The 18,341-nt window shown below is 62.0% G+C and carries 20 protein-coding genes; 13 read left to right on the top strand and 7 right to left on the bottom strand.

The window, feature by feature from the left end; genetic code table 11:
- The first annotated feature begins 54 nt into the window (after positions 1-54).
- Together HMPREF9695_RS20445 and HMPREF9695_RS20440 are read left to right on the top strand one after the other, a co-directional pair.
- Entirely contained in the window at positions 55-516 is a 462-nt protein-coding gene (locus HMPREF9695_RS20445) for an Lrp/AsnC ligand binding domain-containing protein (protein WP_006022803.1), read from the top strand.
- Between the two features lie 107 nt (positions 517-623).
- Positions 624-1,253, top strand: a complete 630-nt coding sequence (locus HMPREF9695_RS20440; RefSeq protein WP_006022802.1) for a hypothetical protein — start codon at positions 624-626, stop codon at positions 1,251-1,253.
- 134 nt (positions 1,254-1,387) lie between these two features.
- On the opposite strand, the gene HMPREF9695_RS20435 is transcribed toward HMPREF9695_RS20440, so the two are convergent.
- Entirely contained in the window at positions 1,388-2,941 is a 1,554-nt protein-coding gene (locus HMPREF9695_RS20435) for an acyl-CoA synthetase (protein WP_006022801.1), read from the bottom strand.
- Between the two features lie 193 nt (positions 2,942-3,134).
- Positions 3,135-4,307: an acetyl-CoA C-acetyltransferase gene (locus HMPREF9695_RS20430; RefSeq protein WP_006022800.1), complete on the bottom strand. Its 1,173-nt coding sequence runs from the start codon at positions 4,305-4,307 to the stop codon at positions 3,135-3,137.
- Positions 4,308-4,446: 139 nt separating this feature from the next.
- Between HMPREF9695_RS20430 and HMPREF9695_RS20425 the strand changes: the two genes are divergently transcribed.
- The 10 genes from HMPREF9695_RS20425 to HMPREF9695_RS20380 all read left to right on the top strand — a co-directional run bounded on the left by HMPREF9695_RS20425 (position 4,447) and on the right by HMPREF9695_RS20380 (position 14,693).
- The gene (locus HMPREF9695_RS20425) at positions 4,447-5,172 is read left to right on the top strand and encodes a TetR family transcriptional regulator (RefSeq protein ID WP_006022799.1); all 726 of its coding nucleotides are present in this window, start codon (positions 4,447-4,449) and stop codon (positions 5,170-5,172) included.
- A 98-nt stretch (positions 5,173-5,270) separates the two neighbouring features.
- The gene (locus HMPREF9695_RS20420; RefSeq protein WP_006022798.1) at positions 5,271-6,395 is read left to right on the top strand and encodes a CaiB/BaiF CoA transferase family protein; all 1,125 of its coding nucleotides are present in this window, start codon (positions 5,271-5,273) and stop codon (positions 6,393-6,395) included.
- Positions 6,396-6,438: 43 nt separating this feature from the next.
- Positions 6,439-7,197, top strand: coding sequence for an SDR family NAD(P)-dependent oxidoreductase (locus tag HMPREF9695_RS20415; protein ID WP_006022797.1), 759 nt, complete (start codon positions 6,439-6,441; stop codon positions 7,195-7,197).
- A gap of 180 nt (positions 7,198-7,377) precedes the next feature.
- Positions 7,378-9,282 carry an AMP-binding protein gene (locus HMPREF9695_RS20410; protein ID WP_006022796.1) on the top strand — a complete coding sequence of 635 codons (1,905 nt, stop codon included), beginning with the start codon at positions 7,378-7,380 and terminating at the stop codon, positions 9,280-9,282.
- 124 nt (positions 9,283-9,406) lie between these two features.
- The gene (locus tag HMPREF9695_RS20405; protein ID WP_006022795.1) at positions 9,407-10,534 is read left to right on the top strand and encodes an acyl-CoA dehydrogenase family protein; all 1,128 of its coding nucleotides are present in this window, start codon (positions 9,407-9,409) and stop codon (positions 10,532-10,534) included.
- A 14-nt stretch (positions 10,535-10,548) separates the two neighbouring features.
- Positions 10,549-11,793: an acyl-CoA dehydrogenase gene (locus HMPREF9695_RS20400; RefSeq protein ID WP_006022794.1), complete on the top strand. Its 1,245-nt coding sequence runs from the start codon at positions 10,549-10,551 to the stop codon at positions 11,791-11,793.
- A gap of 5 nt (positions 11,794-11,798) precedes the next feature.
- On the top strand, positions 11,799-12,491 hold the full coding sequence (locus HMPREF9695_RS20395; protein WP_006022793.1) for a nitroreductase: 693 nt from the start codon (positions 11,799-11,801) through the stop codon (positions 12,489-12,491).
- Positions 12,492-12,600: 109 nt separating this feature from the next.
- Complete coding sequence (locus HMPREF9695_RS20390; RefSeq protein WP_006022792.1) at positions 12,601-13,020, top strand: nuclear transport factor 2 family protein; 420 nt, start codon at positions 12,601-12,603, stop codon at positions 13,018-13,020.
- Between the two features lie 9 nt (positions 13,021-13,029).
- Positions 13,030-13,911, top strand: a complete 882-nt coding sequence (locus HMPREF9695_RS20385) for a haloalkane dehalogenase (protein WP_006022791.1) — start codon at positions 13,030-13,032, stop codon at positions 13,909-13,911.
- A 377-nt stretch (positions 13,912-14,288) separates the two neighbouring features.
- Positions 14,289-14,693 (top strand): hypothetical protein, encoded by a 405-nt coding sequence (locus tag HMPREF9695_RS20380; protein WP_006022790.1) that lies wholly within the window; start codon positions 14,289-14,291, stop codon positions 14,691-14,693.
- 77 nt (positions 14,694-14,770) lie between these two features.
- On the opposite strand, the gene HMPREF9695_RS20375 is transcribed toward HMPREF9695_RS20380, so the two are convergent.
- The 3 genes from HMPREF9695_RS20375 to HMPREF9695_RS20365 form a co-directional block, all read right to left on the bottom strand.
- Positions 14,771-14,953 carry a hypothetical protein gene (locus HMPREF9695_RS20375; RefSeq protein ID WP_006022789.1) on the bottom strand — a complete coding sequence of 61 codons (183 nt, stop codon included), beginning with the start codon at positions 14,951-14,953 and terminating at the stop codon, positions 14,771-14,773.
- 68 nt (positions 14,954-15,021) lie between these two features.
- Positions 15,022-15,345: a YkgJ family cysteine cluster protein gene (locus tag HMPREF9695_RS20370; RefSeq protein WP_006022788.1), complete on the bottom strand. Its 324-nt coding sequence runs from the start codon at positions 15,343-15,345 to the stop codon at positions 15,022-15,024.
- Positions 15,346-15,349: 4 nt separating this feature from the next.
- Positions 15,350-16,051, bottom strand: coding sequence for a helix-turn-helix transcriptional regulator (locus tag HMPREF9695_RS20365; RefSeq protein ID WP_006022787.1), 702 nt, complete (start codon positions 16,049-16,051; stop codon positions 15,350-15,352).
- Between the two features lie 104 nt (positions 16,052-16,155).
- Between HMPREF9695_RS20365 and HMPREF9695_RS20360 the strand changes: the two genes are divergently transcribed.
- The gene (locus tag HMPREF9695_RS20360; RefSeq protein WP_006022786.1) at positions 16,156-16,884 is read left to right on the top strand and encodes a glutathione S-transferase family protein; all 729 of its coding nucleotides are present in this window, start codon (positions 16,156-16,158) and stop codon (positions 16,882-16,884) included.
- Positions 16,885-16,974: 90 nt separating this feature from the next.
- Here the strand turns inward: HMPREF9695_RS20360 and HMPREF9695_RS20355 are convergent, their stop codons facing one another.
- Positions 16,975-17,598 (bottom strand): pyridoxamine 5'-phosphate oxidase family protein, encoded by a 624-nt coding sequence (locus tag HMPREF9695_RS20355; protein WP_006022785.1) that lies wholly within the window; start codon positions 17,596-17,598, stop codon positions 16,975-16,977.
- Between the two features lie 78 nt (positions 17,599-17,676).
- Entirely contained in the window at positions 17,677-18,228 is a 552-nt protein-coding gene (locus HMPREF9695_RS20350) for a carboxymuconolactone decarboxylase family protein (RefSeq protein ID WP_006022784.1), read from the bottom strand.
- Between the last annotated feature and the right edge of the window lie 113 nt (positions 18,229-18,341).

Here is an 18,341-nt window from a genome sequence, read left to right as displayed (position 1 = left end):
AAATTCAGAGTTTTAGCTTACAAAATACGGAAAATAGCAGAAAATTCCGAATAAATGAGCGAAACAGATAAGATCGACCGGAAAATCCTCGAAATCCTGCAGTCTGACGGGCGCATTGCCAATGTCGAACTGGCGGAGCGCATCGGCCTGTCGCCGACCTCCATCGGGGAGCGGTTGAAGCGGCTGCAACGCGACGGCTTCATTGAGGGTTACGGTGCGCGGCTCAATCCGCATCGGCTCGGGCTCGGGCTATTGGTGTTCGTTGAGGTGCTGCTCGACAAAACCACGCCTGATGTGTTCGAGCGTTTCGCAGAAGCCGTAAAACTCGCACCGGAAGTGCTCGAGTGTCACATGGTGGCGGGGGGGTTCGACTATCTCGTGAAAGCGCGTCTTTCCGACATGGCGGCTTACCGGCGGTTCCTCGGTGAGACGCTGCTCGCGCTGCCCGGCGTGCGTGAAACGCGAACTTATGCCGTGATGGAAGAAGTAAAGCGCGACGCTCCGCTGCCGGTGTGACGGAACCGCCTCACGTTCCTGCGATTGCGGAAGCGGCTGCGAGACGGCTGTTGATTGCGCGCGAAATCCGCCATAGTTCTGCTGGCCTAACTGTCAGGGTTTCCGCGTTGTTCAAACCGATTTTCCCGGCCATCGCAATCGCAGCAGCACTTGGATTCATGTCCGCGATGTCGCCTGCGTCTGCCATGCAGCTCAGTCCGCAGCAAAACGAACTCTATACTTCGGTGTCGATCAATCCGCCGTCGGCGTCGGAAATGACGGTGTGTTACGGCTTCGTCTGCCGCCGCCGCGCGATCCTCGATTTCTCGGCTGCCGACAGGAAAACGCTTGCGCAGATCCTGGCGTCCGGCAAGGCGAATGCCGTAGCCGAGCGAGCCGCCATTCAGAAGGCGGTGGTCTGGTTCGACAAGCGGATGGGGCCTGAGATCGGCACGTCCAAACGCGTGGCGCGCGCGGATATCCGCAACCGTGCCGACGCCAATAATTACGACTGCTGGGACTCCACCCGTAATGTCTCGAGTTTGCTGCTGGTTCTGCAGGAATGGGGTCTGTTCAAGCATCACACGGTTGGCAATCCGCGCTATCGCGGCAACCTTTTCACGATGCAGTTGCCCCACAACACCGCGGTGATTGTCGAGAAGGAAAGCCGGATCGAGTGGTCCGTCGACATGTGGACGACCAAGTATCTTCAGCCGCCGGACGTCATGCTCGTCGAGCAGTGGCTCAAGGAAGACTGAGCCGAAGTTGTTTCCATGCGTTGAACGTCATGCGCGGGCTTGACCCGCGCATCCATCCTTTTCAAGGAGCCTCGTTAAGATGGATTGCCGGGTCAGGCCCGGCAATGACGGTGGCGGCAGGTGGCGATTGCTTCTCACGCCTGAGCCGGCGTCTTTTTCACCTTCGCCCAGTACCTGTCGCGCAGATGCCGCTTCACCAGCTTGCCGGTGGGCGTGCGCGGCAGTTCGGCTTCGAAGTCCACGCTCTTCGGACACTTGATCGGTGACAGATGCTGGCGGCAAAACGAAATCAGCTCGGCTTCTAGCTCCTTGCCCGCGCGCGACATGTCGTGCGGCTGCACCACAGCCTTGACCTCTTCGCCCATTTCCTCGTTCGGGACGCCAAACACCGCGACATCCGCAACCGCCGGATGTGAGATCAGCGCGTCCTCGGTTTCCTGCGGGTAGATATTCACGCCGCCGGAAATGATCATGTAGGCCTTGCGGTCGGTGAGGTAGAGAAAGCCGTCATTGTCCAGATAGCCGACATCGCCGAGCGTGGACCAGCCGCGATCGTTGTAGGCGCGCTGCGTCTTGTCGGTGTCGTTGTGATAGGCGAACTGGGGTCCGCCGGCGAAATACACCGTGCCGGTTTCGCCGACCGGCAGCTCAGCGCCATCATCGTCGAGAATTTTCACCTCGCCAACCACGGCGCGGCCGACGGTGCCGCGATGCGTCAGCCAGTCTTTCGACGTGGACACCGTGACGCCGTTGCCTTCGGAGCCGGCGTAATACTCGATCAGGATCGGGCCCCACCAGTCGATCATCTTCGCCTTGACATCGGCGGGGCACGGGGCGGCGGCGTGCACCGCGCCTTTCAATGTCGATATATCGTATTTGGCGCGGACATCGTCCGGCAGCTTGAGCATGCGCACGAACATGGTCGGCACCAGTTGCGACTGCGTCACCTTGTGCTTCTCGACCAGCCGCAGAAATTCCTCGGTGTCGAACGACTCCATGATGATCGAGGTGCCGCCAAGCGCGCCGCACATCATGTTGAAGCGCAGCGGAGCCGCATGATACAGCGGCGCAGGCGACAGATACACGCTGGTCTCGTTCATGCCGCACATGGTCGAACACAGCAGCTTGAGCAGCGGATTGGGCACAAGGATGGATGGTTCGGTCAGCGGGCGCTTGATGCCCTTTGGCCGTCCGGTCGTGCCGGACGAATACAGCATGTCGTAACCGGCGGCCTCATCGGCGATCGGCGTGGCCGGCTGTGTCGCCAGTGCATCCTCCCACGAGCGAAATCCGGGATGCGAGCCGCCCACAATAAAGAACACCGGCGCGTCAGCCGCTTTGGTCACCAGCGGCGCGACGGACTCGACGCACTTCGGCGTGGTGATGACAACCCTGGCGCTGCAATCCTTGACGATATAGGCGATCTCGTCGGCGGTGAGATAACGGCTGATCGCAGTGTAATAGAGCCCGCTGCGCTGCGCGGCCCAGCAGATTTCCATGAATGCGATGTTGTTTTCCATCAGAAGCGCGATGTGGTCGCCCTTCTTCAGGCCGAGAGAGCGGAACAGTTGCGCGCCCTGATTGGAGCGGCGGTCGAGTTCACGATAGGTGACGGCTTCGCCGCTCCTCGCCATCTGGTAGGCGATCTTGTCTGGCGTCGACTGGGCGTGAATCGATGGATGAGACATGGCGCTCCCTGGGCGTTTCCTCAAAGACACCGGCGGATTGGTCCGCTCTTGGCGATAGAATTTCCGGTCATCCCCGCGAAAGCAGGGATTCATAACTCCTGAAGGGAATGAAATCGCCCGATGTAGCTTCGGGCCGAAACAATTGATTGGCAGGTGGGTCCCCGCTTTCGCGGGGACGACCGGTTCATCTTTTTTACAGACGCTCGACGATGGTCACGTTGGCCATGCCGCCGCCTTCGCACATGGTCTGCAGGCCATAGCGCTTGTTGCGCTGCCTGAGCGCATTGACCAGCGTGGTCATCAGCTTGGTGCCGGAGCCGCCGAGCGGATGGCCGAGCGCGATCGCGCCGCCGTTGACGTTTAGCTTGGCCGGATCGGCGCCGGTGTCCTTGAGCCATGCGGTCGGCACCGAAGCGAAAGCTTCGTTGACCTCGAACAGATCGATATCGTCGATCTTCATGCCGGCCTTCTTCAGCGCGCGGTGCGTCGCAGGCAGCGGCGCTTCCAGCATGATGACGGGATCGCCGCCGATCATGGTCATGTGATGAATGCGGGCAAGCGGCGCGATGCCAAGCGCCTTGAGGCCGCGCTCGTTCACCACCATGACGCCCGACGCACCGTCGCAGATCTGGCTGGCGCTGGCGGCGGTGAGCTTGCCGCCCTCCGCAATGGTCTTGACGCCGCGGATGCCTTCGATGGTCGCGTCGAAGCGGATGCCTTCGTCGATGTTGTGGATGTCGCTGGAGCCGTCCTCGCGCGTGAACTTGAGCGGAACGATCTCGTCCTTGAACGCCCCGGCCTGCGTGGCGGCAATTGCCTTCTGGTGACTCTGGTAGGAATACTGGTCGAGCTCTTCCTTCGCGAGACCATACTTTTCCGCCATCATTTCAGCGCCGGTGAACTGGCTGAACTGGATGTTCGGATATTTCTGCTGGATGTTCGGGCTGTAATAATTGCCGAAGCCGTTCTTGGCGGCCAGCGTGGCCGGAAGTCCCATCGGCACGCGGGTCATGCCCTCGACGCCTGCGGCGATCACGATGTCCATCGAACCGGCCATCACCGCCTGCGCCGCGAAGTGGAGCGCCTGCTGCGACGAACCGCACTGGCGATCCACCGAGGTGCCGGGCACGCTCTCCGGGAGCTTGGACGCCATCACCGCGTTGCGGGCGACGTTGTTCGACTGTTCGCCGGCCTGCATCACGCAGCCCATAATAACGTCTTCGATCTGGGCGGGATCGACGCCGGTGCGGTCCACCAGTGAATCCAGCACCGAAGCTGCGAGATCGACCGGATGCCAGCCGGCAAGGCGGCCTCCCTTGCGTCCCCCTGCGGTGCGGGCGGTGGCAACGATATAGGCTTCAGCCATGGTGGTGCTCCCTGATGGATTGTTTTCGGTTGGGCGGGATTAAAGGCGCGGCGCGGGATTTAGTCAATCGGTCAATTAACTCTTGAGCGCGGCCCGATCATCGGGTTAGCTGGTGGTCCATCATGTCCCGAGACCGCGCATGTCACCGACCCTGACCGCCAAAAAGCCGCGCCGGCTGCCATCGAAGCAGGTTCCCGAAAAGGAAACCGCGCCGATGAATGCAACCGCTGCGAAATTGCTGGTGGCCGCGGGCGATCTGATGATCGAGCGGAACTCGACCGAGGTGTCGCTGAGCGAGATCGCGCAGAAGTCCGGCGTGAACGCGGCGCTGGTGAAATATCATTTCGGCAACAAGGACGGTTTGCTGCTGGCGCTGCTGGCGCGCGATGCCGCCGCTGAAATGACCAATCTCGCTTTCGTGCTCGATCAGCCGATCTCTCCGACGGAGAAGATGCGGCGGCACATTGCCGGCATCATCAACGCTTATTATCGCGTGCCGTATCTGAGCCGGCTGATTCATCTGTTGTTGCATCAGGGCAGCGAGGCGACTTCAAAGGAAGTTCATCGCTTCTTTATCGATCCGCTGTTCGGCTTTGTGCGCAAGCTGCTCGACGATGGCGTGGCGGCAGGCGAATTCCGCAAGGTCGATCCGGCGCTGTTCTACATCAGCCTCAACGGCGCCTGTGACAACCTGTTCTACGGCCGCCAGATGAATGCCCGGTTTCTCGGGCCGACTGGCATCTCCGACGAAGTGCGGCGGCAGTACATCAAGCATATGACGACGCTGTTCCTCGGTGGATTGCTGACCGACAGGGCTGCCATGTCGTTTGACACGGAGAAGTCGTCGTCCGTCACCAAGGCGTGATAGAACGGTAGCAATTAAAATAATGAGCGACGCGTCCGGCCTCGAAACAAAAATGGGCGCGCCGATAAACAAGAAGACGTTGAGTTTGGGAGAAGCGTATGACGGAGCGTTCGGCTGCAACAGGACCATTGCGTGGCGTGCGCGTCATCGAATTCGCAGGCATCGGGCCGGGTCCGTTCGCATCGATGCTGTTGTCCGACATGGGCGCGGACGTGGTGTCGATCGCGCGGCCCGGACAGGGCAAGCGCGATGTGCGCGATTTCGTCAATCGCGGCCGCCGTGTCATCGAACTGGATCTGAAGAATCCCGCTGACATTGCCAAGGCACTGGATCTGATCGGCGCAGCGGATGTGCTGATCGAAGGTTTCCGCCCGCAGGTAATGGAGCGGCTCGGTCTCGGGCCGGATGTCGTACTGAAGCGCAATCCGAAACTGGTCTATGGCCGCATGACCGGCTGGGGCCAGGAAGGCCCGCTGTCGCAGGCGGCGGGTCATGACATCAATTACATCGCCATCACCGGCGCACTCGATTCCTTCCGCGCCGCCAATGGTGAAACGGTTTCGCCGCTGAATCTCGTTGGCGATTACGGCGGCGGCGCGATGTATCTCGTGGTCGGTGTGCTCGCAGGGGTGATCGAAGCCCGTGCGTCGGGCAAGGGTCAGGTCGTCGATGCTGCGATGTGCGACGGCGTCTCCAGCATGCTGACCATGTTCCACAGCATGAAGGCGACCGGGCGCTGGACCGATCAGCCGCGCACCAATCTGCTCGATGGCGGCGCACCTTTCTATCGCACTTATGAATGCAAGGACGGCGGCTTCATGGCGATCGGCGCGCTGGAGCCGCAGTTCTATGCGGAACTGCGCAAGCTCGCGGGGCTCAGCGAGGATTGTTACGACGCGCAGATGGACCGCAAGGGCTGGCCGCATCTGCACGAGAAGATGACGGCTTTGTTCAAGACCAAAACGCGCGACGAATGGGCCGCGATTCTCGAAGGCTCGGACGCCTGCGCGGCCGCTGTGCGCGGACTGTTCGATGCGCCGTCCCATCCGCATCTCGCCGCGCGCAAAACCTTCGTTAACGTCGATGGCCATTTGCAGCCCGCGCCCGCGCCGCGGTTCTCGCGCACACCGTCAAACATTCAGGGATCGCCGGCGGTGCCGCCGGTCGATGCCGCCGAAATTCTTTCGCAGTGGTCGCAAAAGACCGCGGCGAAAGCATCCTGAAGTCATCACGACTTAACAATCCGTCACACGAGGAAAACGACTTATGCAGCTCAAGGATGTTTCAGTTCTCATCACCGGCGGCGGTTCGGGTCTGGGCGCGGCAACTGCGCGCGCGATGGCCGCGAAGGGCGCGAAGGTCGCCGTCATCGACATGAACAAGGACGGCGCAGAAGCCGTCGCCAAGGAGATCAAGGGTCTCGCGCTGGTCGGCGACGTCTCGGAAGAAGCGCCGGTCAAGGAAGCCATCGCGAAGGCCGAAGCCGCCCATGGCGTCATCCGCGTGCTGGTGAACTGCGCCGGCATCGGCGGCGCGGTAAAGACCGTCGGCAAGAACGGCGCCTATCCGCTCGATCACTTCTCGCGCATCATCAAGGTCAACCTGATCGGCTCTTTCAACTGCATTCGTCTCGTCGCCGAGCGCATGCAGACCGCCCCGCCGATCGGCGAGGAGCGCGGCGTCTGCATCAACACCGCCAGCGTCGCCGCCTTTGACGGCCAGATCGGTCAGGCGGCGTATTCAGCGTCGAAGGGCGGCATCGTCGGCCTGACCCTGCCGGTGGCGCGCGATCTCGCTTCGCTCAATATCCGTGTCATGACCATCGCGCCGGGCCTGTTCCTGACGCCGCTACTGATGGGCCTGTCGGAAGAAGCACAGAAGAGCCTCGGCGCGCAGGTGCCGCATCCGGCGCGTCTCGGCGATCCGAGCGAATATGCTCAGTTAGCCGTCGCCATTGTCGAGAACCCGATGCTGAACGGCGAAACGATCCGCCTCGACGGCGCGATCCGCATGGCGCCGCGGTAGGGGCCACATCGTCATTGCGAGGAGCGTAAGCGACGAAGCAAATCCATTCCTTTTTGGTTGAAGCATTCTCTGGATTGCTTCGCTTCGCTCGCAATGACGGTTGATGGTTCAAAGCGTAATCGGCCGGCGAGGGGCGCATCACAAGAATGCCCCCGCCGTTTCTCTGAGGGAGAGGCTGCGATGAGCGCGAGTGTGACTTCAAGTCTGGCCGGGACAAGCGCGGACACCGTGCCGTCGAAGCCCGCATTCCGGAAGATCGACTGGTTGCCGCGCGACATCGCGGTGGAGCGCCGGGACGACGGCGTGATCGTCCTGAAGTCCCGGTTTCCGCTCGATCCCTATGAGCCGTACATTCCGGCCTCGGTCGCGAAGTGGGCCGCCGCGCGGCCCGATCACATCTGGCTGGCGCAGCGCCGGGGCCCCGAGCGGCAATGGCACAAGGTGTCCTACGGCGAGGCCAAGAGGACCATCGATGCGCTGACACAGGCGCTGCTAGACATGAAGCTGCCTGCCGGGCGTCCGGTCGCGATCCTCAGCGGCAATTCCATCGAGCACGCACTGATGACGCAGGCGGCGATGCAGGCGCGGATTCCGGCGGCGCCGGTATCTCCTGCCTATTCGCTGATGAGCCAGGATCACGCCAAGCTGAAATACCTGTTCGGCCTTGTGAAGCCTGCGGTGGTGATGGTGCAGGATGGCCCCACCTTCGAGAAGGCGCTGGCCGCGCTCGATCTCGATGGCATCACGGTCATCCATGTCGATCGCGCGCCCGCGAGCATCAAAAGCGTGGCCTACGCGGATCTTGCTGCAACACCTGTCACATCGGCAGTTGACGAATCCATCGCGCAGATCACGCCGGACACTGTCGGCAAGCTGCTGTTCACGTCGGGCTCTACCGGCATGCCCAAGGCCGTCATCAACACGCAGAAGATGATGTGCGCCAACGCCCGCATGATGATGCAGGTGCGGCCGCGCCCCGAAGATGCGCCGGACGGTGTCTATCTCGACTGGATGCCGTGGAACCACACCATGGGCGGGAATGCGCTGTTCAATGTGGCGCTGACCGAAGGCGGCACACTGTATATCGACGATGGCCGTCCGGTGCCCGGCCAGTTCGAGGAAACCCTGCGCAACCTGCGTGAGATTTCGCCGACCTATTATGCCAACGTGCCAGCCGGCTACGCGGCGCTGGCGGCGGTGATGGAAAAGGACGATGCGCTGTGCCGCTCGTTCTTCAGGAATCTTGGATTACTCGCCTACGGCGGCGCGCGGCTCCCGGATGATCTCTACGATCGCTTCCAGACACTCGCGGTGCGCACCACCGGCGAGCGTTTTGTGTTCTACACCGGCTGGGGCTCGACCGAGACCGCGCCAACCTCCACCGGCACCTATTGGGACACCGAGCGCGTCGGCCTGATCGGCCTGCCGTTTCCCGGTGTGGAATTGAAGATGGTGCCGTGCGGCGCACAGTACGAATTGCGGCTGCGCGGCGTCAATGTCACGCCGGGATATTACGGCCAGCCTGAATTGACGCAAAAGGCGTTCGACGAGGAAGGCTTCTACTGCATCGGCGATGCCGGCGTGTTCGTCGATCCGCAGGACCCGGCGCAGGGCCTGATTTTTTCGGGCCGCGTGGTCGAGGACTTCAAGCTCACCACGGGAACATTCGTTCTTGTCGGCGCGCTGCGCACCGATGCGATCGCCGCAGCAACGCCGGTTGTTCAGGATGCGCTGGTCGCGGGGCAGGATCGTCCTTTCATCGGACTGCTGGCATGGCCCAATCTCGATTCCTGCCGCCGGCTGATCGAGGACATGAATGCGTCGATGGATACGGTGGTGAATCACCCCAAGGTGCGCGCACATATGCGCGATGGATTGCTGGCGCATAACCAGGCGTGCAACAACACGAGCAGCCGCCGCATTGTGCGCGCGATGCTGATGGCCGAGCCGCCGTCCATCGATGGTAACGAACTCACCGACAAGGGATACATCAACCAACGCGCGGGCCTGGAACGCCGCGCCGCGCTGGTCGAACAGCTTTACGCAGACCAGCCGGGGCCGGACGTGATCATGCTGGATCGATAATCGTCATTGCGAGCGAAGCGAAGCAATCCATTTTTTTGGAGATAACAAGATGGATTGCTTCGTCGCTTCGCTCCTCGCAATGACGAATGTGTTGACTGAACATGAATGAGAAAAGGCGAAACTCATGAACTTTGAATTCTCGGACGACCAGAAGCAATTGCGCGATCAGGCGCGGCGCTATCTCGCGGAACATTCGCCGCCGAAGGCGGTGCGTGCCGTGCTGGAAGGCAAGGCGCCCTACGACAAGGCGCTGTGGAAAGGCCTTGCGGAGATGGGCTTTCTCGGTGTCGCCATTCCGGAAGAATTCGGCGGCGCAGGCGCGGGACATCTTGAACTGTGTGTGATCGCCGAGGAAATGGGCCGCGCGCTGGCGCCGGTGCCGTTCTCGTCCACGATCTATCTCGCCGCCGAAGCCATCATGCTCGCGGGCAGCGCCGAACAGAAGGCGAAGTGGCTGCCGAAGATCGCCTCCGGCGAAGCCATCGGCACGCTTGCGCTGTTCGAGGGCGTCGGCAATCCGTCGCACAAGGCGATCAAGGTCTCGGCCGCGCAGGGTGCGGTTTCGGGCACCAAGACGCCGGTGGCGGACGGCGCGATTGCGGATTTTGCGATCGTTGCCGCGCGCACGGGCTCGACCGGCCGCGAGACCGACATCGGACTGTTCATTGTCGATCTGAACGGCGAAGGCGTGACGCGCAAGGCGCTCGCCAATCTCGATCAGGCGCATGGCCAGGCCGCGATCACGTTCGACCGCGCCAAGGCGGAGCCGCTTGGCGCGGCGAACGAAGGCTGGAGCATCCTGACCCGCGTGCTGGATCGCGCAGCCGTGCTGATGGCGTTCGAGCAGGTTGGCGGCGCCGACCGCGCACTCGAGATGGGCCGCGACTACGCGCTCGATCGCATTGCCTTCGGTCGTCAGATCGGATCGTTCCAGGCGGTGAAGCACATCCTCGCGGACATGTATGTCTCGGCGACGCTGGCGCGCTCCAATTGCTACTACGGCGCGTGGGCACTCTCGACCGACGCCGCGGAGTTGCCGGAAGCGGCGGCGACCGCCCGCATCAGCGCCACGCAGGCGTTCCAGCATTGCTCGAAGAACAACATCCAGGTGCACGGCGGCATGGGCTTCACCTGGGAGTTCGACTGCCACCTGTATTACCGGCGCGCCAATGTGCTCGCGCTGTCGCTCGGAAGCCTGTCGTACTGGGAGAACCAGTTGATCGACCGCCTGCGCTTCCGCAACGCTTCTTAAGAAGGATCATTCCCATGAATTTCGATGACACCCCGCAGGAAGCCGCGTTCCGTGCCGAGGCGCGCGCCTGGATACAGGCCAATGCGCCGAAGGAACTGGAAGCCGAACTGTCACAGCCGACCGTCGGCCGCATCAAGCTGAAGAACCGCGACATCCTGGAGGAATCCAAGAAGTGGCAGAAGAAGAAGGCCGCAGCCGGTTGGGCCTGCCTGCACTGGCCGAAGGAATACGGCGGACGCGGCGCGTCCCCGATCGAGCGCGTGATCTGGCAGCAGGAAGAGGGCTTCTACGGCAAGCTGGAGGGCGTGTTCCTGATCGGGCAGGGCATGTGCGGCCCGACGTTGATGGCGTTCGGCAGCGATGCCGACAAGCAGAAGTATTTGCCGCCGCTCGCCTCGGGCGAACATGTCTGGTGCCAGTTGTTCTCCGAACCGTCCGCCGGCTCCGACGTCGCCGGTCTGCGCACCCGCGCTGAAAAGAAGGGCGACGACTGGATCATCAACGGCCAGAAGGTCTGGACCACCGGCGCGCATTTCTCCGACTACGGCATCGTCATCACCCGCACCGATCCGACCCAGCCCAAGCACAAGGGCCTGACCATGTTCTGGCTCGACATGAAATCGCCGGGCGTCGTGGTCAAGCCGATCAAGCAGGCCAACGGCCAGTCGGAATTCAACGAGGTTTACTTCACCGACGTGAAGATCCCGGACTCGCAGCGGCTCGGCAAGGTCGGCGACGGCTGGAACGTGTCGCTGACCACGCTGATGAACGAGCGCATGTCGATCGGCGCGCGGCAGTCCACCGGCTTCCCCGAGTTGTTCGCGTTCTGCAACGAGCTGATGCTTGAAGACGGCCTTGCCATCGACGACAAGAACGTCCGCTCGAAGCTGGCAAGCTGGGCCGTCAAGGCCAGCGGCCTCAAGTACACCAGCTATCGTTCGATCTCGGCGCTGTCGCGCGGCGAGCGTCCGGGCCCGGAAAATTCCATCGGCAAGCTCGTGGCCGGCACCATGCTGCAGGACATTGCGATGTTCGCGATGGATCTTCAGGGTGCATCTGGCGCACTGACCGATGCGGACAGCCCGTCCGTCGGCGGCCAGTTCCAGTCGATCCTGCTGCGTTCGCCGTCGGATCGCATAGCAGGTGGTACCGACGAAATCCTGCGCAACATCATCGCCGAACGGGTGCTAGGCTTGCCGGGCGACATCCGCGTCGACAAGGATGTTCCTTTCAACGCCATTCCGACCAAGGGACGCTGAGCGCCATGCTTGCACAACCCGACAGCCGCGACATCGAGGTCGTGGAGAAGCTGCTTGCCGAGCGGTATTCCTGCCGCGCGTTCAAGCCGGACCCTGTGCCGCGCGAGATTATCGAGCGCGTGCTGGCAGCCGCGCAGAAAACCGCGTCATGGTGCAACAGCCAGCCTTGGCAGGTCGCGATTTTCTCCGGCGATGCCGTGAAGGCGTTCGGCGAGGCGATGTACAAGGCGGCGAGCGAACGCGCGCCGCCTGTCACGGATTTCGACTTCCCGCGCGAGTACAAGGGCGTCTATCTGGATCGCCGCCGCGAAAGCGGCTTCCAGCTTTACAATGCACTCGGCATAGCGCGCGGCGACAAGGCCGCCTACAACAAGCAGATGCTGGAAAACTTCCGCTTCTTCGGCGCGCCGCACGTGGCCATCATCACCAGCGACGAAGCGCTCGGGACCTACGGCGCGATCGACTGCGGCGGCTATGTCGGCAATTTCATGCTCGCCGCGCAGGCTGCGGGTCTCGCGACGATTCCGCAGGCGGCGCTGGCCGGGCATGCCGACGTGGTGCGCAAGCATCTCGGCGTCGGGGAAGATCGCCGCGTGGTGTGCGGTATTTCGTTCGGTTATGCCGACACGACGCATCCCGCCAACAGCTATCGCACCAGCCGTGCGAGCATTCCCGAGGCAGTGACGTTTATCGGCTAGATCGATCTGGATGTTAACCCGCTCATTCCCGCGCAAGCGGGAATCCAGCACTCCAAAAATGTCGGGTGGGTCCCCGCTTTCGCGGGGACGAGCGGAGAGCGGAGAGTTTATGGCGGACATGAAGGCAACCGATGACGCGGCGGCCACTGAGCAGGTCCGCCGTGTGATTATGCGCTACGCCACAGCCTGGGCTGCCGGAGACGTGCCGACAATCCGCGACTGCTATCACGAGCAGTTCACGCTCCATTATGGCGGCAACAATCCGCTGTCCGGCGTGCATAAAGGCAAAGCCGCATGTCTTGCGGTGCTGGAAGAATTCCGCAAGCGCACCCGCCGCAAGCTGCTCAGCGTCGATCACATCATGGCCGGTCCGGAGCGCGGCGCGGTTTTGGCGCGCGAGCAGTTCAGCCATGACGAGAAAACCACGGACGTGCAGCGGCTCCTGGTGTATTCGATCCTCCACGACAGACTCCATGAATGCTGGGTCTACGATCAGGATCAGGCCTTGATCGATAAACTATTATCGTGAGGATACGCCATGAGCGAAGCGCCGCTGTCGAAGAAGTTTGTCGATGTCCTCGGTCATCGCATGGCCTATCACGAGCGCGGTGAGGGCCCGCCGATCCTGTTCCTGCATGGCAATCCGACCTCGTCCTATCTCTGGCGTGACGTCATTCCCGAGCTTGAAGGGCTGGGACGTCTGATTGCGCCGGATCTGATCGGCATGGGCGACTCCGACAAGCTGCCCGATGTGAAGCCGGATACCTATCGCTTCACCACGCACCGCGATCATCTTTGGGCTTTCATCGACGCGGTGATCGGCGGAAGCGAAAAAATTCTGCTGGTGATTCACGACTGGGGCTCGGCGCTCGGCTTCGACTGGGCCAACCACCATCGCGATCGTGTGCGCGGCATCGCCTACATGGAAGGCATTGTGCGGCCCGTCGCCGACTGGGACGAGTGGAGCGAGGCGGCGACGCCGGTGTTTCAGGGTTTCCGTTCCGACAAGGGCGAGCAGATGATCCTCGACCGCAACCTGTTCATCGAGCGGGTGTTGCCCGGCTCGGTGCTGCGCAAGTTGTCGGACGCCGAGATGGCGGTATACCGCAAGCCGTTTCTCAATCGCGAGGACCGCTGGCCGACGCTGACCTGGCCGCGCCAGATTCCGATCGGCGGCGAACCTGCCGATGTGGTCGCCATCGTCGATGCCTACGCCAAGTGGATGGCGGAGAACGATCTGCCGAAGCTGTTCGTCAACGCCGAACCGGGCGCGATCCTGATCGGCAAGGTGCGGGAGTTCTGCCGCGGCTGGAAGAACCAGACCGAGGTCACCGTTCCCGGCAGCCATTTCATCCAGGAAGATTCCGGCCCGGCCATCGGCCGCGCCATCGCTAGCTGGATCAAGGACAAGCGCGTCTAGACCTTCGTTGTCACCTATGCTGGTCGTATTGCGGCAGGTCGTCGGTGATGGTGAACCAAGGCCTTCGAGCCGACGAAGATGTATGCGGTGGGACCGATAGCAGGATCGTCTCTCAGCAGAAGCATTGTCCGGCAAGCCTGCGTCTGCTTGTGGTGTCCATCAGATCTGTCTCCTGTGCCCCGCCGAATCACCGGTTGATTCGCGGCGCGCGCGGTCCGGTTCCATCTCTCTAACATTCAATGAACGCGCGCACGAACACGAGGGCGTGGTTAACCTTGCGTTAGGAAATTGCATTGCATCTTCCCGGAATGAAGTGGCGCATGATTTTTCCGCCAAGCCGCCCATACTGGCGGGTCATGTAGCTGGGGAGATTTTCAATGTGGTCCAGCCGCGAAGCCTTTGAGAACGACGTCTGCCCGGTCGGCGACGAGATGCTCGGAAGCCTTTACCGAGCCAGTGAACACGGTCTTCCTCAACTTGTGGAATCGGTGTCGGCGGATGTCAGGGCGATGCTCGCTCTGTTCTGCTACCGGCGCGCCCATCTGCACGGCATGAGCCTTGCGATCGCGGCGACATGCTCGGAACGCGATCTGGTCGAGCAAGGCGGGATCGTCGGTTCGACCCTGTTCGCGATGTCGCGGGAAGCGCCGTCGTCGGGTCCGTCGCCATCGTCCTATGGCAACCGTCGCAATATCACGCTCTCGACGAAGCCGCTCAGCACGTTCGCCCCGATTGCCGACGAAATCGACGACGAAAGCGATCTTGCGGCGATGCCGGCGTAAGCGACTTTCGCCGGCTGCGTTTCCGCGCAGCCACGATAGTGATGGTCGTCCGCAAACCGGTTGCGGTCTGAATCATTTCAGCTTTGATGCGGCCCGCGCATAAGCTTCAGCGCGTCCTCGACATGCCGCCAGTCCCTGGCCTGCTCCAGCTTGCCTTCCGCCTCGCACTCGGTCGCCCGTTGTGCGGCCTCCGCAATGGCCCGAGGACCGTGCGCTTCCATCAGTTGGCGCGCATAGTCATGAATTTCCATTTCGCGCATGGCGTCCTGCTCCCGTTCTGAGAGGTGCTGACAGTATTGACGCCGGACGATGCGACTTGGTTCCCGGATTACTGATCGCCGGGTATGGAACCGGCGATTTCCGGCAGTCCGAACCGCCGGCGCGCCATGCCGCATTCGGGATCGCCCGGCATGCAGGTGCGGCAGACTTCGGGCCGCACATCATAGATCCCGCAGGCGGTCGCGGTTCCGACCTTGCCGGTCAGGGCCGAGCACCGGTCGCCGTCGCAGCGCATACCCGACAGCCGGTCGTTGACGAACTTCTCGGGAATGAGATCGAGCGCGGCGTCGTCTTCCACTGTGAAGCGTGGCCAGTTGCTCGAATAGGAGCAGCAGGCTCCGCAGCTCTGGCAGGGATTGTCGGTTGCAGTCATGATGTCAGCGTTCGTGCATGTTGTTGTGAAGCGCAAAGGTCTTCATCCATTTCGTCCGCAAGGCGGCGCGGCGCTCCGGATATTTTTCGTCGAGAAACACGGCATCGGTCATGCGGTCGATCCGGAAGCTGCGAAAGTCCCTTCGCAATTCGCACCACGCCGCCAGCATTCGCACGGTTTCCAGATAGCCGACCGCAATCGGCCAGACCGTGCGTTTGCTCTCCCGGCCCTGCTCGTCGCGGTAATGCAGCAGGACTTTCTTGCTGGCGTAGATATGCGCCCGTAATTGCGTCATATCGATGCTGTCGGGCGTCGCGTCCCATTTCGGCGGCGTCCGGCTGGCGGGCTCGAGTGCCAGCGGTTGCAGCCGCTCGGGTATCGTCTCGACGATCTTGGCGATCAGGTCCTGCGCCGCCTTTGCCAGCACCGGGTCAGCCCGCCCGGCCACCCATTGCGCGCCCAGGACTGCGGCCTCGATCTCGTCGGGCGTCAGCATCAGCGGCGGCATGTCGAAGCCTTTTTCCAGCACATAGCCAGTGCCGGCCTCGCCGCGGATCGGCACGCGCTGGCCAATGAGCGTGGCGATATCGCGGTAGATCGTGCGTTTCGAGGTTTCCAGCTCCTTCGCAATCGCCTCGGCGGTCAGCGGCTTGCGGGTGCGCCGGAGCACCTGGATGATCTGAAACAGCCGGTCGGCGCGCCTCATTTAGGGTCTCTTATGGGTCTCTTGGGTCGCTTGCTGCTGACAGTATGGTGGCAGCAGGGGGTATCTACAAACGGGCATCTTTTCAACGCGCAAGGATGCTCCCCATGATCACCCTCTATGGCATCGGCCCCGGTTTCGGCCTCCCGGAAATCAGCCCCTACGTCACCAAGTCCGAGGTCCAGCTCAAGATGGCCGGCCTGAAATACGTCAAGCAACAGGCGATGCCGGACACCTCGCCGAAGGGGCAACTGCCCTATATCGATGACGCCGAGGAGCGGATCGCCGATTCCACCTTCATCCGTCTGCATCTGGAAGCGAAACACGGTTTTGATTTCGACGAGGTGCTCGACGAGCGCCAGCGCGCCGAAGCCTGGGCGATCGAGCGGATGATCGAGAATCATTTCAACTGGGCTTCGGGCTATACGCGCTGGCTGATCCCCGACAATTTCGCCAAGGGACCGGCGCATTTCTTCGACGGCGCGCCTGAGCACCTCCGCGACGCGATCCGCGAGGATGTGCTCGGCCGGGTTGCGGAGAACATGCGGATCGCGGGTCTCGCACGCCATACGCCCGACGAGATTACCGAACTCGGCGCCCGCACGCTTTCCGCGCTGTCGATGCTGCTCGGATGGAAGCCTTATCTGATGGGCGACAAGCCATGCGGTACGGACGCCACGGCCTTTGCATCACTGGCCGGCCTGATGACGCCGTTCTTCGATTCACCGCTGCGCCAGCGCGCGCTGGAGTTCTCCAATCTGGTCGCCTACGTGGACCGGATGATGGCGCGCTACTATCCCGAGCATCCCTGGCAGCGGTTGCTGATGGCGGCGTAACTCCAATCGTCATTGCGAGGAGTGAAGCGACGAAGCAATCCATACTTTTTTGAAGAGTGGATTGCTTCGCTTCGCTCGCAATGACAAGCTTTAACTCGCTGATTTCTGCTTCAACCGCGCTACTTCCGCCTCAAGCTCCGCAATCCGCGCGTCGCGCTCGGCAATCGCTGCCGCGACGTCGGCGGCGTCGAACTTCATGGGAATGTGCTGCGGGCAGTTGCTGTCCCATGCGGTGATCTTGAACAGGATCGCCTGTTCGGGCTTCGCCTTGTAATCCTTCGGCATCAGTGTGGCGATCAGCGCCGGATCGTCCTCGACCACCCGCGCCTCGCCCCAGATCTTGATCCGGCGGCGATTGACGTAATCGATCAGGAAAATATAGGCCTTCGGGTTCTCGCTGAGATTGCCCTGCGTGATGTACTGCCGGTTGCCGCGAAAATCCGCGAAGGCCAGCGTGGTCTTGTCGAGAATCCTGATGAAGCCCGCCGGGCCGCCGCGATGCTGGATATAGGGCTGTCCCTCGGCGTTCGCGGTCGCCAGGAAGAAACTGGTCTGCTCGCCGATGAAGGCGGCCAGCGCTTCATCGATCTCGGTGCGAAAGCCGCCGCCGTCTTCCATATGCGCGTAGCCGCCGCGCGATCCCTTGCGGGCCTGAATGGCTTTCACGGCCGGCGTAAAGGCAACGTCGCTCGAATAGGACTGGGTGGTTGTCATCTCACACCTCGTTGATTGGGCCGGCGTTCGATTGCCCGCCGGATGAGACGTAGTCCCACCCGGCGGCCTCTATGCAGACTAGGCCGCGGCGCGGCGCGACACGACAGGAAAGTCGATCTCGGTCTTCAGCGACTCGTTGACGTAGTTCGTGAACGTGTTGATCGCGACATGGGCAATGATCTCGATGATCTGCGCATCGGTGTAACCCGCTTGCCGGACTGCCTGCACGGCGTCGTCGCCGACCTGACCACGCGCGTTCGCCAACTGCGCCGCAAAGCGCACTGCGGCATCGGCCTTGACGTCGGTCGAGCCGCCGTTCCGGTTGGCGAGAATCTCATCGTCACTCAGCTTGGCGAGATTCTTGCCGAAATAGGAATGCGCCGACAGGCAGTAGCCGCAGCCATTGATCTCTGCGACAGCGAGGGCGATCCGCTCGCGCGTTCTGACATCGAGTGTGCCCTTGCCGAGCGCGCCGTTCATGCCAAGGTAGGCTTCAAGGCTGGCGGGACTGACGCCGACAAGGCGAAACAGGTTCGGCACTCTGCCGATCTGCTTGTTCACCGCCTCCAGCAGGGGGCGCGATTCCGCCGGGGCAGCTTCGATCGAGGTGGGGGTTGGGATCAGGGACATCACGTCATCCTTTTTCGTGGCGAGCCGGCCCGTTGCCGCTCGTCGTGTGAAAGATGTGTTGTTTCCTGTTTCGGGACAATTAATGGAATTGACAGTACATAATTGCACGATAT

The sequence above is a fragment of the Afipia broomeae ATCC 49717 genome (genome assembly GCF_000314675.2).
GTDB classification, from domain to species: domain Bacteria; phylum Pseudomonadota; class Alphaproteobacteria; order Rhizobiales; family Xanthobacteraceae; genus Afipia; species Afipia broomeae.
The sequence above is the reverse complement of the archived record's forward strand: the minus strand, read 5'-3'. Positions and strand labels throughout refer to the sequence as shown.